This window comes from Microbacterium xylanilyticum (assembly GCF_054654695.1).
Genome location: NZ_BAAIEN010000002.1, coordinates 2,655,726 through 2,668,047, shown reverse-complemented (window position 1 = coordinate 2,668,047; position 12,322 = coordinate 2,655,726). Strand labels below are relative to the sequence as shown.

At 72.4% G+C, this 12,322-nt stretch carries 13 protein-coding genes; 6 read left to right on the top strand and 7 right to left on the bottom strand.

Annotated features, from left to right (window positions below; genetic code table 11):
* Positions 1-280: 280 nt before the first annotated feature.
* Complete coding sequence (locus ACYQ1L_RS13420; RefSeq protein ID WP_460004587.1) at positions 281-634, top strand: cupin domain-containing protein; 354 nt, start codon at positions 281-283, stop codon at positions 632-634.
* A gap of 105 nt (positions 635-739) precedes the next feature.
* Here the strand turns inward: ACYQ1L_RS13420 and ACYQ1L_RS13415 are convergent, their stop codons facing one another.
* The gene (locus ACYQ1L_RS13415) at positions 740-2,119 is read right to left on the bottom strand and encodes a DEAD/DEAH box helicase (RefSeq protein WP_460004586.1); all 1,380 of its coding nucleotides are present in this window, start codon (positions 2,117-2,119) and stop codon (positions 740-742) included.
* Between the two features lie 218 nt (positions 2,120-2,337).
* Positions 2,338-3,741: an MFS transporter gene (locus ACYQ1L_RS13410; RefSeq protein WP_460004585.1), complete on the bottom strand. Its 1,404-nt coding sequence runs from the start codon at positions 3,739-3,741 to the stop codon at positions 2,338-2,340.
* A gap of 138 nt (positions 3,742-3,879) precedes the next feature.
* Here ACYQ1L_RS13410 and ACYQ1L_RS13405 point away from each other — a divergent pair, with 138 nt between their 5' ends.
* Entirely contained in the window at positions 3,880-4,449 is a 570-nt protein-coding gene (locus ACYQ1L_RS13405; protein ID WP_460004584.1) for a TetR/AcrR family transcriptional regulator, read from the top strand.
* A 4-nt stretch (positions 4,450-4,453) separates the two neighbouring features.
* Here the strand turns inward: ACYQ1L_RS13405 and dapD are convergent, their stop codons facing one another.
* Entirely contained in the window at positions 4,454-5,407 is a 954-nt protein-coding gene (gene dapD, locus ACYQ1L_RS13400; RefSeq protein WP_460004583.1) for a 2,3,4,5-tetrahydropyridine-2,6-dicarboxylate N-succinyltransferase, read from the bottom strand.
* A gap of 65 nt (positions 5,408-5,472) precedes the next feature.
* Between dapD and dapE the strand changes: the two genes are divergently transcribed.
* The 3 genes from dapE (at position 5,473) to ACYQ1L_RS13385 (ending at position 8,030) form a co-directional block, all read left to right on the top strand.
* Positions 5,473-6,546: a succinyl-diaminopimelate desuccinylase gene (gene dapE, locus ACYQ1L_RS13395; protein ID WP_460004582.1), complete on the top strand. Its 1,074-nt coding sequence runs from the start codon at positions 5,473-5,475 to the stop codon at positions 6,544-6,546.
* The gene (locus tag ACYQ1L_RS13390; protein WP_460004581.1) at positions 6,539-7,777 is read left to right on the top strand and encodes a hypothetical protein; all 1,239 of its coding nucleotides are present in this window, start codon (positions 6,539-6,541) and stop codon (positions 7,775-7,777) included. The genes dapE and ACYQ1L_RS13390 overlap by 8 nt, the downstream gene beginning before the upstream one ends.
* A 79-nt stretch (positions 7,778-7,856) precedes the next feature.
* Complete coding sequence (locus ACYQ1L_RS13385; protein WP_159575493.1) at positions 7,857-8,030, top strand: DUF3117 domain-containing protein; 174 nt, start codon at positions 7,857-7,859, stop codon at positions 8,028-8,030.
* 84 nt (positions 8,031-8,114) lie between these two features.
* Here the strand turns inward: ACYQ1L_RS13385 and ACYQ1L_RS13380 are convergent, their stop codons facing one another.
* Positions 8,115-8,750, bottom strand: a complete 636-nt coding sequence (locus tag ACYQ1L_RS13380) for an O-methyltransferase (protein ID WP_460004580.1) — start codon at positions 8,748-8,750, stop codon at positions 8,115-8,117.
* A 97-nt stretch (positions 8,751-8,847) separates the two neighbouring features.
* Between ACYQ1L_RS13380 and ACYQ1L_RS13375 the strand changes: the two genes are divergently transcribed.
* Positions 8,848-9,315 (top strand): twin-arginine translocase TatA/TatE family subunit, encoded by a 468-nt coding sequence (locus tag ACYQ1L_RS13375; RefSeq protein ID WP_460004579.1) that lies wholly within the window; start codon positions 8,848-8,850, stop codon positions 9,313-9,315.
* A 39-nt stretch (positions 9,316-9,354) separates the two neighbouring features.
* Here ACYQ1L_RS13375 and ACYQ1L_RS13370 read toward each other — a convergent pair whose 3' ends face one another.
* From ACYQ1L_RS13370 to ACYQ1L_RS13360, 3 genes are read right to left on the bottom strand one after another with little or no spacing between them, the layout of a single operon-like run.
* A complete protein-coding gene (locus tag ACYQ1L_RS13370) occupies positions 9,355-10,482 on the bottom strand; it encodes an Mrp/NBP35 family ATP-binding protein (protein ID WP_460004578.1) in 1,128 nt (375 codons plus the stop codon).
* Positions 10,479-11,000, bottom strand: a complete 522-nt coding sequence (locus ACYQ1L_RS13365; protein ID WP_460005824.1) for a DUF1003 domain-containing protein — start codon at positions 10,998-11,000, stop codon at positions 10,479-10,481. Before ACYQ1L_RS13365 ends, ACYQ1L_RS13370 begins: the two co-directional genes overlap by 4 nt.
* Positions 11,000-12,271 (bottom strand): magnesium transporter, encoded by a 1,272-nt coding sequence (locus ACYQ1L_RS13360; protein ID WP_460004577.1) that lies wholly within the window; start codon positions 12,269-12,271, stop codon positions 11,000-11,002. Before ACYQ1L_RS13360 ends, ACYQ1L_RS13365 begins: the two co-directional genes overlap by 1 nt.
* Positions 12,272-12,322 lie beyond the last annotated feature (51 nt).

Sequence of the window (12,322 nt, the reverse complement as noted above, 5' to 3'; positions counted from 1 at the left end):
GGCGCATCCGGCGCGCTCCACGCCGCGCCTCCGCCGCCTCTTGACGTCGTTCGGCGCCGGGTGTAGGACACAGGTGACTGGGGGCGGCAGGGACGGTCGAGGTCGATCTGACGACGCCGCAAGGCGGTGCAGGACGTGGCTGGCGCCATGACCCCGAATCCGCACACGACGATCATGTCCAGGCGGCGCGGGCGCGCTCGGCCGCGTCCGGCGCGGCATCATGAGCGTCCCGGGTGAGCGCCGCCGGTGCCGTCCACCCGATCACCCGCGGGAGGTTCTCATGTCTGACAAGCACAACATCGAGACGCCGCACGAGCGGCGCCCCTTCCACGACCACGGTCACATGGACGTCGTCACCCTGGGCGACTTCACGATGGGGCGGGGCGTGTTCGAACCCGGCTGGCGCTGGTCGAACGACGTCAAGCCGATCGCGGGCACGGAGTCGTGCCAGACGCACCACACCGGGATCTGCCTCGAGGGGCGGATGACCGTGCGGTTCGACGACGGCACGGAGCTGGAGATGGGTCCCGGCGACGTGGTCGACCTCAGCCCCGGCCACGATGCGTGGACCGTCGGGGACACCGCCTGCGTGTTCCTCGACACCGGTGTGAAGGGATATTCGAGGCCTGCGTGAGCCCGCGGTGCGCACGAGACAGCGCACACCGCAGCGTGCACGACAGCGCACAACGGCCGCGAGACGGGAAGGTCTCGCGGCCGTTGCGGTGTTCTGCGGCGCTCGTCAGCGCGCGGTCGGGGTGCCCTGGGGGCGCGACGACCGGCGCCGGCGCCGCCGAGCGGGTGCGGGAGCGGCGACGTCTCCGGAGGCGTTCGCCCGGCGCTGGGCGCTCTGTCCCTGGCGCGGCTGGTTCTGACGCGGGGCGCCGGCGTTCCCGGCCGGCTTCTTCTTGGCCGGCTGCTGCTGCACGGGCTTGGGCGCCGGCTTGACGTACGCCGCCTTCTCGCCGACGAGCTCCATGACGGCGGGGGAGGCGGGGGACACCTGCTCGATGCCCGCGCTGATCTGCGCCTTGCGGAGCAGGTCCTTCACGTCGCGCCGCTGCTCCGGCAGCAGCACGGTGACGACGGTGCCAGCGGCGCCCGCACGTGCCGTGCGGCCGGAGCGGTGCAGATACGCCTTGTGCTCAGCGGGCGGGTCGACGTGCACGACCAGGTCCACGTCGTCCACGTGCACGCCGCGCGCGGCCACGTCGGTGGCGACCAGCACGCGCACGCCGCCGTCGGCCGGATCCGCCGAGAACGCGGCGAGGTTGCGCTCGCGGGCGTTCTGGCCGAGGTTGCCGTGCAGGTCCACGGCGGGGATCCCGGCCGTGGTCAGCACCTTGGCGAGCTTCTTCGCCTGGTGCTTGGTGCGCGTGAACAGGATCCGTCGTCCGATGCCGGAGGCGAGGGTGTTGACGAGCGTCTTCTTCGCGTCGGCGTCGGCGACCTCGAGCACACGGTGCGTCATCTCGCCCACGGGGACGCTGGCCTCGTCGACCTCGTGGCTGACCGCGTTCGAGAGGAAGCGGCGGGCCAGGACGTCGATGCCGTTGTCCAGCGTCGCGCTGAACAGCAGGCGCTGCCCGCCCTGCGGGGTGGCGGTGAGGATGCGGGTGACCCCGGGCAGGAAGCCCAGATCGGCCATGTGGTCGGCCTCGTCGAGTACCGTGATGCGCACCTCGTCGAGGCGCACCACGCCCTGCTTCATGAGGTCCTCGAGGCGGCCGGGGCAGGCCACCACGATGTCGACGCCGCGGCGCAGCGCCTCCTCCTGGGGGCGCTGGCTGACGCCGCCGAACACGGTCGTGACGCGCAGCCCCGCGGCCTTGGCGAGGGGCGCGATGGTCGCCGCGATCTGCGTGGCGAGCTCGCGCGTCGGCGCGAGCACGAGGCCGCGCGGGTGCTGCGGCCGCGACGTCGCACCGGTGAGGCGCGCGACGAGCGGGATCGAGAACGCGAGGGTCTTGCCGCTGCCCGTGCGGCCGCGACCGAGCAGGTCACGGCCGGCGAGCGAGTCGGGCAGGGTGCCCTGCTGGATCGGGAAGGCTTCGGTCTTGCCGTCGCCGGCGAGCACCGCGGCAAGAGGCGCGGGCACGCCGAGATCGAGGAAGGAAGGCATGGATATCTCCTGGACCGGGTGTGCCGGTCGCATACGGGCGTCTGCGTGACGCGAAAGGTCGCCGCTCGAGAACCGGATCACGAGGGGGAGCGGTGCTCCGCTGCCGTGGAGAAGAACTCTGCCCGTTCCGAGGGGGAATGGGAGGATCCGGGAAGGCGACGAGAAGCCGGATGATCCGACGTCCCGTCCATCCTATCCCGGATCCCGGATCCCGCCGTTCAGGCCGCGTCGGCGAGCACCGGTACGGCGGTCGACGTCGTGGTCGCCGGCGCGGTGCGCGTGCGCACGGCCCACACGATCACGCCGGCCAGCAGCGTGCTGACGGCGACGAGCGCCCACGCGGCGGCGAAGCCGGAGGCCGTGCCGTGCGCGGAGGAGCCGAACACGATCGCGCCGGTCGCGGCAGAGCCGATCGCGGATCCGATCGTGCGCAGGTTCGCGTTCACGCCCGTCGCGACGCCCGTGACCTGCGCCGGCACGCTCTGCACGACGATGCCTGCCGAGGCTGCGTAGGCGAGCCCGCAGCCGATGCCGAACCCTGCGCCGGCGAGGGCGAGCTGCCACGGTGCGGAGTGCGCGAGCGCGGCGGCGGCTCCGGACACGGCCATCAGGCCCGCGCCGATCACGAGCAGCGTGCGCAGGGAGAGCACGCGGTTCAGGGCGCCGGTCGCGAAGCCGATCCCGCTCATGCCGATGAGCATGGGAACCAGCATGAGCCCGGCATCGCGGACGGAGAGTCCGGTGCCGCCCGCCGCGGAGGCGAGCTCGAGGAACTGCGGCAGGTAGCCCCAGAACGCGAACACCCCGGCGCCGATGAGCAGCGAGGCGGCGTTCACCGGCCAGATCGCCGGAGAGGCGAGCAGGCGCAGGTCGACGAGAGGCTCCGCAGAGCGCAGCTCCGAGACGATCCAGGCCGCGAAGGCGAGGGCGGCGACCCCGAAGAGCCCGAGCACGGCGGGTGAGATCCAGCCCCAGCGTGCGCCGGTGCTGAGCGGCACGAGCAGGGCCACCAGCCACAGCGACAGCAGCACGGAGGAGCGCGTGTTGACGCGTCCCGGCGCGCGCACCCCGGTGTCGCGGACCGCGGTGAGGGTGAGGAAGGCGCCGAGCGCGGCGACGAGGAACGGCACCGCGAACGTGCCGCGCCAGCCCACGAGGTCGGCGAGCGGGCCGGCGAGCACGGTCCCCGCGGCGCCGCCGATGCCGATGACGGCGCTCACGATGCCGATGGCCCCGGTCACGCGCTCGCGGGGGAGGGCGTCGCGGAGCAGCCCGTAGGCCAGCGGGAACAGGGCGCCGCCGATGCCCTGCAGCACGCGGGCGGCGATGAGCACCTCGAGGGACGGGGCGACCGCGGCGAGCACGTCGCCGGCTGCGGTGACGCCGAGGGTCGCCAGGAAGGTGGTGCGGCGGCCGCGCAGGTCGCCGACGCGGCCGAGGGTCGGGGTGGCGACCGCCGCGGCGATGAGCCAGGCGGTCATCGTCCAGCTGGCCGCGTCGGCGGTGACGCCGAACTCGGCCTGCACCAGGGGGACGAGCGGGATGACGAGGTTCTGCAGAAGTGCGATGGAGGAGACCGCCACGGCGATGGCGACCAGGATCGAGGTGGATGAGCGGGACATGAGTTCCCTTCCGGAGCCTGGAGAAGAGGGGTAAAGTGGGAGGAGACCTCCGAACGGAGGGTGCCTCCGGATTGAGATTAACGGAGGGTGCCTCCGCTTCGCAAGAGGTTCCCGAGACTTTTCTGGAAGGACGGCACGATGGGCGGTCAGAACCGGGCGACGACCACGCTGGAGGAGCGGCGTCCGCGGCGCGCCGACGCGGCGCGGAACTTCGACGCCCTCGTCGCCGCGGGCCGGGAGGCGTTCGCCGAGGACGGATCCGGGGCATCCCTGGAGGACATCGCCCGTCGCGCCGGCGTCGGCATCGGCACGCTGTACCGCAACTTCCCGACGCGGGACGACCTCATCGAGACGCTGTACCTGCGCGAGGTCGCCGCGCTCGCCGATGCCGCCGACGAGGTGGCGGACCTCGAGCCCTGGGCGGCGCTGGAGGCGTGGCTGAGCCGGTTCGTCGAGTACGTGGGCACGAAGCACGTGCTGCTGGACGGGCTCAACCGCGAGTCATCGGTGTTCGCGGAATGCCGCGGCGTGATGCTCGGCGCGGGCGAGCCCCTGCTGGCCCGCGCTCAGGCGGCCGGTGCTGTCAAGAAGGACGTCGCGATCGCTGACGTCGTCAAGCTCATCGCGGGCGTGAGCGCGGTCGCGTACGACGACGAGGAGCAGCGCCGCCGCGTACTGTCACTCGCGATCGGGTCGCTCCGCGCCTGACGGCTCAGGCGTGCAGCGCCTCGTTCAGGGTCACCCCGACGCCGGCGCGGCGGACCGCCTCGACCGCGCCCGACAGCGAGTTGCGGCGGAACAGGATCCCGTTCTCGCCGCTGAGCTCGGCGCCCTTGACGACCGGTCGTCCGCCGTCGGCCGTCGGCGCGGCGTCGGCGAGCACGATCTTCGTGCCGGCGGTGACGTACAGGCCGGCCTCGACGATGCAGTCGTCGCCGAGCGAGATGCCGATGCCGGCGTTCGCGCCGAGCAGGGTGCGTGCGCCGATGGAGACGCGGTGCGTGCCGCCGCCGGACAGCGTGCCCATGATCGAGGAGCCGCCGCCGATGTCGGATCCGTCTCCGACCACGACGCCCTGCGAGATCCGGCCCTCGACCATCGAGGCGCCGAGCGTGCCCGCGTTGAAGTTCACGAAGCCCTCATGCATGACGGTGGTGCCGGGGGCGAGGTGCGCGCCCAGGCGCACGCGCGAGGCGTCGGCGATGCGGACGCCCTGGGGCAGGACGTAGTCGGTGAGCCGGGGGAACTTGTCCACGCCCGAGATCTGGATCCCGGCGCGCTGCAGCTGCGCGCGCAGGCGGGCGGCGTCGGCGGGCAGCATCGGGCCCGCGTTCGTCCAGGCGACGTTCGGCAGGTGCGCGAAGATGCCGTCGAGGTTCAGCTCGTTCGGGCGCACCAGCAGGTGCGAGAGCGCGTGCAGGCGCAGGTAGGCGTCCGCGGTGGATGCCGGCGCCTCGTCCAAGTCGATCGTCAGCTGCACGGCCTCGACCGTGACGTTGCGGCGCTCGTCGGGGCCGGCCAGCGCCTCGAAGGCGGCGGCGGAGGCGGCGAGGTCGCCGGCCGACGGCGCGCCGGTGCCGATCTCGGCGAACCAGGCGTCCAGGACGGTGCCGTCTCCGGCGATGGTGGTCAGTCCGGAGCCGTGGATCGTGCGCGCGTCGGTCATGCGTCCACGCTACCGAAACCCGCCGTCCAGCTTCGCCTTCATGACGCGGCGCTAGGGTGGGAGGCATGCCGCTCGATCTCACCGCCTCCGCGGCGGACATCACCCGCGCGATCTGCGACATCCCCAGCGAATCGGGATCCGAGGCGCACCTCGCCGACCTGATCGAGGAGGCGATCTGCGACCTGGGGCACCTCGAGGTGATCCGCGAAGGCAACACGATCGTCGCCCGCACGAACCTCGGGCGGGCGCAGCGCGTCGCGATCGCGGGGCACATCGACACCGTTCCCATCAACGGCAACGTGCCGACGCGCGACGTCGAGATCGACGGCGAGCCGATGATCTGGGGCCGCGGGACGGTCGACATGAAGGCAGGGGTGGCGGTGCAGCTCAAGCTCGCCGCCGAGCTCACGGAGCCCGCGGTGGACATCACCTGGATGTGGTACGACAACGAGGAGGTCGAGGCCGCGCGCAACGGGCTGAAGCTCCTCGCCGAGGGCCGCCCCGATCTGTTCCAGGCCGACTTCGCGATCCTCGGCGAGCCGTCCAACGGCGAGGTGGAGGGCGGATGCAACGGCACGCTGCGGGCCGTGGTGCGCACCACGGGCGTCCGGGCGCACTCCGCGCGTGCGTGGATCGGCGAGAACGCGATCCACCGCGCGGCGCCGATCCTCGCCCGCCTGGCCGAGTACCGGCCGCGGGAGATCGCGGTCGACGGGCTGGTGTACCGCGAAGGGCTCAACGCCGTGCGGATCAGCGGCGGCATCGCCGGCAACGTCATCCCCGACCTGTGCGAGATCGAGGTGAACTACCGGTTCGCGCCGAGCAAGTCCGCCGCCGACGCCGAGGCGCACGTGCGCAACGTGTTCGCCGGCTTCGCGGTGGAGATCACCGACGTCGCGGAGGGGGCGCGCCCGGGGCTGGACGCCCCCATCGCGCAGCAGTTCGTCGCGGCCGTCGGCGCGACGCCGAAGCCGAAGTACGGCTGGACCGATGTGGCGCGCTTCTCCGCGCTCGGCATCCCCGCCGTCAACTACGGACCGGGGGATCCGCATCTCGCGCATCATGACGAGGAGAGGGTCCCGGTCGCGCAGATCACGGCCACCGAGCAGGGGCTGCGCTCCTGGCTCCGCGGTGTCTGAGCGCGCCGCCCTGCCGCGCCGGGCGGCACGGCTCTACGCCCGCACCCCCGCCTGGGCCGGCATCCTCGGGATCTACCTGGCCGCGCGGCTGATCACCACGGTCCTGCTGCTGATCGCGACCCAGCTCTCCGGCGCTCCCGGATCCCGGTTCGGGCCCCACGCGACGATCGTCTCGTTCATGAGCGGCTGGGATGCGCAGTGGTACTGGTACATCGCGGTGTACGGCTATCCGACCACGCTGCCGCTCGGCCCGGACGGGCACGTCACCCAGAACTCATGGGCGTTCCTGCCGCTGTACGCGTGGGTGTCCCAGGTGGTCGGGCTGCCGTTCGGCGCGGGCGGATGGCCGATCGGCGCCGCGATCGTCTCGCTCGTGGCGGGCTACCTCTCCTGCCTCGTGCTGTTCCGGATGATGCGGGGCAGGATCGGGCGGATGGCGGCCGTCTGGACCGTGGTGTTCTTCGCGGCAGGCCCCCTCGGCGCCCTGTTCCAGGTCGGCTACGCCGAGGTGCTGAACATGCTGTTCCTGCTCCTCGCCCTCGACGGGCTGATGCGTCGCCGCTACGTGCGGCTCTATCCGCTCATCGTGCTCATGGGCTTCACCCGGCCCGGAGTGCTGGCCTTCGCGCTCATGCTCGGACTCATGCTCGTGCTGCGCTGGCTGCGGCGCGGAACGGATCCGCTGTCAGGGCGCGAGATCGCCCACTACCTCGGACTCGGCGCGCTCGCGGTGGTGGTGGGGTTCGCCTGGCAGGTGATCGCGGGGATCGCGACCGGCGTGCCGAATGCGTATCTGGAGACCGAGCTCAGCTGGCGCGGCTTCTGGATGCCGCAGACGGGGAAGCCGTCGTTCGCGCCGTTCGAGGGCTGGCTGTCGGCGATGCCGTACTGGGCGAAGCTCCTCGGGCTGCCCGGATGGGTCGGCCTGGCCGTGCTCGGCCTGCTCGTCGTACTGTTCGCGGCGGCGCTCATCGCGGGCCCCGGCGTGCGTCGGCTGGGCCCCGAGATCCGTCTCTATGCGGCCGGCTACGTGCTGTATCTGCTTGCGGTGTTCTTCCCGCAATCGAGCACGCTGCGGCTGCTGTTCCCGCTCGCGCCGCTGTGGGGTGCGGTCGGCTGGCACCGTTCGTGGTGGCTGCGCGGGGCGGTGCTGGTGCTGTGCCTCTGGCTGCAATGGGTATGGATCGCGAACGTGTACGGCTACGCCGACACGTTCTGGCGCGTGCCCTGACCGATGCCGGCGCGGTAAGCGGTGTCCGGGCACCCACTAATATGGAAGCTGTAGACCACCGAGGAAAGGGAGCACCGCGATGGCAGCGATGAAGCCGAGGACCGGCGACGGACCGATGGAGGCCGTGAAGGAGGGCCGGCTGATCATCGTGCGCGTCCCGCTCGAGGGCGGCGGGCGTCTGGTCGTCTCCGTCAACGACGCCGAGGCGAAGGAGCTTCACGACGTGCTCAGCAGCGTCGTATCAGCCGCCTGACGACTCGCACGATTCCACGAATCAGAAGAGGGACCGCCGATCTCGGCGGTCCCTCTTCTCGTGCATCCGTCCGGTGGCCGCGCGTCAGCTCTCCGCGACGCTGGTCAGCTGCAGCAGGCCCTCGCCCACGGTGCTCAGCGCCGCCAGCACCGCGGGGGACTGCTGGGTCTCCTGGATGAGCGAGCGGTACGCGACCGTCACGTCGTCGCGCTGCACCGGATCCGCCACGCGTCCGCCGGCGAGCACACGGGGCACCAGCACCGACCCGCCCGCGCGGACCAGGCGCAGGCCGTGCTCGACGTACTCGATGACGTTCTCCGGATCCGCATCGACCAGCACGATGTCATAAGCGGCCTCGTTCATGCGCGGCAGGACGTCGGCGGCCCGGCCGGCGATGAAGCGCGCCCGGGTGGGGGCGATCCGTGCGTCCTGGAAGGCGGCGCGCGCCGCGGCGAGGTGCTCCGGCTCGTTGTCGATGGAGGTGAGCACGGCCTTCGGCGCGCCGCGCAGCAGCCACAGCCCGGAGACGCCGGCGCCGGTGCCGATCTCGACGATCGAGCGGGCTCCGGTGGCGGCGGTGAGCACCGCGATCTGCGCGCCCACGGCAGCGCTGATCGGCTGCGCGCCGAGCTCGATCGCGTGTGCCCGGGCACGGGCGATCTCGTCCGGTTCGATGATGGCTTCGCGGACGTACCGCGCGTTCGCGTCCTGCTCGCTCACTTCGACTCCCTGGCGGCCCGATGGATGCGCCGCATGCGTTCCCAGCGTAGGTGCAGACCGTGCGCGATGCGGCCAGGCGCGGCGGTACCCTTGTGACATGTTCTTCGGCATCACCATCGAGAAGCTGCTCGTGATCGGCGTGATCGCGGCGCTGATCGTGGGTCCCGAGCGGCTCCCGCGGTACGCGGAGTCGTTCGCGCGTATGGTCAAGAAGGCCGGCGACTATCTGCGCGGCGCGAAGGAGCGCATGCGCGAAGAGGTCGGTCCGGAGATCGATGAGCTGGACTGGCGCAAGCTCGACCCGCGCCAGTACGACCCGCGCCGCATCATCCGCGACGCCCTGCTGGACGACACCCCCGTCGCGCCCCGCCCGGCCGCCCCGACGCCGCCTGCGGAGCCGGGGCCCGCCGCCGCTCCCGCCACCGGCTCGGCGGCCGCCCTGCTGGCGACCGCCACCGCCATGAACGCGGCATCGGCAGGCGCCGAGCCGGCCGCGCCCGCGTCCCGGGCGCCGAAGGTCCTCTCCGCCGAAGAGCTGCCGCCGTACGACAGCGAAGCCACCTGACGGTCCTGCGCCGAAGGACGCGCGGACCGTTCCACGGCTCTAGCGTGGGCTGAACGGCAGCCGGCGTCCGGAGAGCCCGCGCCCGGCCTGATCCACCGCGTCGGCGACGGCCAGGATCGCGCGCGCCGCGGGGTCGGCCGGATCGACCAGCACCACGGGAACGCCGGCGTCCCCGCCCGTGCGCAGCGCCGGGCTCAGCGGCACCGAGGCGATCAGCGGAACCGGATCCGCCCCCTGCGACAGCGCATCGGCCACCGCCTGCCCGCCGCCCGCACCGAACAGGTCGAGCGAGGTGCCGTCGGGCAGGGTGAGCGCGGCCATGTTCTCCACGACGCCGATCACGCGCTGCCCGGTCTGCCGCGCCACCAGGCCGCTGCGGATCGCGACCTCGGCGGCCGCCTCCTGCGGAGTGGTCACCACGAGCACCTCGGCATGCGGGAGCAGCTGGCCCAGGGTGATCGCGATGTCGCCGGTGCCGGGCGGCATGTCGATGAGGAGCAGATCGAGGTCGCCGAAGAACACGTCGGTGAGGAACTGCTGCACGGTGCGGTGCAGCATGGGCCCTCGCCAGGCCACGACCGACTCGCCCTCGCGCAGGAACATCCCGATCGAGACCGCCTTCACGTCGTGCGCGACCGGAGGCAGCATCAGGTCGTCGATGCGGGTGGGCTGGGTCCCGGGCGCGATGCCGAGCAGCCCGGGGATGGAGAAGCCGTGCACGTCGGCGTCGATCAGCCCGACCCGGCGGCCGCGTGCGGCGAGCGCCACCGCGAGGTTGGCCGTCAGCGACGACTTGCCGACGCCGCCCTTGCCGCTGGTGACCGCGATCACGCGCGTGAGCGCGTCCGGGCCGAACGGCATCTGCCGCGGCGCCCGGCCGTCGCGCAGCCGCTCGGTGAGCGCGCGCCGCTCCTCCGGGGTCATGACGCCGACGGCGACCTCGACCGCGTCGATGCCGGGCACCGACGCCGCGGCCGCGTGGACGTCCGCCTCGATCCGGGTCGCGGCCGGGCAGCCCACGATGGTCAGGGCGATGCCGACGTGCGCGACGCCGTCGGTCACCGTGATGTCGCGGAGCATGTCGAGGTCCGCGAGCGGACGACGCAGCTCCGGATCGGTCACGGCGCCGACGGCACGACGGACCGCATCGGCGAGCGCTTCCGTCACGGGGTCTGCTCCGCCGGATCCTCGTCGCGCAGCTCCGCCAGCATCGCCTTGAGCTCGGCGCGCAGCACCTCACGGGTGACGCTCTGCGACGACCGCTCCTCGAGCGCCATCCGCAATGCGACGATCTCGCGCGCCAGGTACTCGGTGTCGGCGAGGTTGCGCTCCGCACGCTGGCGGTCCTGCTCGATCTGCACCCGGTCGCGGTCGTCCTGCCGGTTCTGCGCGAGCAGGATCAGGGGAGCGGCGTAGGACGCCTGCAGCGACAGGATCAGCGTGAGCAGGGTGAAGTTCGTCGCGGCGGGGTCGAACTGCAGCTCCTTCGGCATCGCGATGTTCCACCACAGCCACACCGCGACGAACACGCTCATCCCGATGAGGAAGCCGGAGGTGCCCATCGCGCGTGCGAAGGCCTCGGAGAAGCGCCCGAACCGGTCGCTCGACTGCTGGGCACCGCCGCGGCCGAGCATGCCGCTGCGCCCGCGCGGTGCGTCCAGACCCTGACGGCGCGTGCGCGCCATCATCCTGCCGCTCCCTGCGCGCGAGCGGGCTGCTCATCCGCGTCGTGCGAGCGCCAGTCGTCCGGCAGCAGGTAGTCGAGCACGTCGTCGACGCTGATCGCCCCGACCAGGCGGTGCGCCTGATCCACGACCGGCAGCGACACGAGGTCGTAGCTGGCGAGCATGCGCGCCACCTCCGCCGCGGACGCCGTCACCGGCACCGGTTCGAGGGTGTCGTCGACGATCGCGCCGAGTCGCTCGTGCGGCGGATAGCGCAGCATGCGCTGGAAGTGCACGACCCCGAGCAGGCGTCCGGTGGGCGTCTCGAACGGCGGGAGCGTGATGAACACGGCCGCGGCGAGGGCAGGGTGCAGCTCGTGCCGGCGGATCAGCGCCAGCGCCTCGGCCACCGTGGCGTCGGCGGACAGGATGATCGGCTCAGGGGTCATCAGGCCGCCGGCGGTGTCGGGGCTGTAGCGCAGCAGCATGCGCACGTCCTCCGCCTCCTCCGGCTCCATGAGCTCGAGGAGGTGCTCCAGCCGGCCCTGGGGCAGCTGCGCGAGGAGGTCGGCCGCGTCGTCCGGCTCCATCTGGTCGAGGATGTCCGCCGCGCGCTCGTCGCCGAGCCGGTCCAGGATGTCCATCTGGTCGTCCTCGGGCATCTCCTCGAGGGCGTCGGCGAGGCGCTCGTCGGGCAGCTCCTCGGCGACCTCGATGCGGCGCTGCTGCGGCAGGTCGAGCAGGGTGTTCGCGAGGTCGGCGGGGTGCATCTCCGCGTAGGTCGCGACGAGCTGCTCGGCGGACTGGGCCTCGCCCGGCCCGTGGTGCTCGCGCACCTCGTTCCAGGTCGCGAACGTGGTGGGGCCCTTGGCGAACGGGGAGGCGCTGGTCTTCGGCTTGCGCAGGAAGAGCTGGTTCACCGACCATTCGCCGAGCCGGTTCGGCTCGATCGCGACGTCCTCGATGACCGCCGTGCCCGAGGCATCGGCGAAGTCGACGCGGCGGCCGATCAGCTCGGCCATGATGCGCACCTCTCCGTTGCGCGGCTTGAACCGGCGCACGTTCATCAGTCCGGAGGTGATGACCTGCCCCGTGCTGATCGAGCCGACGCGTCCGATGGAGAGGAACACCTGCCGGCGGCCGGGGATCTCGCACACCAGCCCGATCACCCGCGGGGCCGCGCTACTTCGGTACACGACGACGACATCTCGGACTCTGCCGATCCGGTCGCCGGCGGGGTCGAACACGGCGCACCCGGCCAGGCGCGCGACGAAAACCCGCTGTGTGCTCATGGTTCCAGCGTACTGTCCTGCGCCTGCGGATCCGGGGCGGGTGACGGCATC

What these genes read in the sequence shown, in the direction of transcription:
- ACYQ1L_RS13385 (WP_159575493.1), top strand. Translation starts at nt 7,857, where the DNA reads ATGGCAGCGATGAAGCCGAGGACCGGCGACGGACCGATGGAGGCCGTG.
- ACYQ1L_RS13405 (WP_460004584.1), top strand. Translation starts at nt 3,880, where the DNA reads ATGGGCGGTCAGAACCGGGCGACGACCACGCTGGAGGAGCGGCGTCCG.
- dapE (WP_460004582.1), top strand. Translation starts at nt 5,473, where the DNA reads ATGCCGCTCGATCTCACCGCCTCCGCGGCGGACATCACCCGCGCGATC.
- ACYQ1L_RS13410 (WP_460004585.1), bottom strand. Translation starts at nt 3,741, where the DNA reads ATGTCCCGCTCATCCACCTCGATCCTGGTCGCCATCGCCGTGGCGGTC.
- ACYQ1L_RS13375 (WP_460004579.1), top strand. Translation starts at nt 8,848, where the DNA reads ATGTTCTTCGGCATCACCATCGAGAAGCTGCTCGTGATCGGCGTGATC.
- ACYQ1L_RS13360 (WP_460004577.1), bottom strand. Translation starts at nt 12,271, where the DNA reads ATGAGCACACAGCGGGTTTTCGTCGCGCGCCTGGCCGGGTGCGCCGTG.
- ACYQ1L_RS13415 (WP_460004586.1), bottom strand. Translation starts at nt 2,119, where the DNA reads ATGCCTTCCTTCCTCGATCTCGGCGTGCCCGCGCCTCTTGCCGCGGTG.
- dapD (WP_460004583.1), bottom strand. Translation starts at nt 5,407, where the DNA reads ATGACCGACGCGCGCACGATCCACGGCTCCGGACTGACCACCATCGCC.
- ACYQ1L_RS13365 (WP_460005824.1), bottom strand. Translation starts at nt 11,000, where the DNA reads ATGGCGCGCACGCGCCGTCAGGGTCTGGACGCACCGCGCGGGCGCAGC.
- ACYQ1L_RS13420 (WP_460004587.1), top strand. Translation starts at nt 281, where the DNA reads ATGTCTGACAAGCACAACATCGAGACGCCGCACGAGCGGCGCCCCTTC.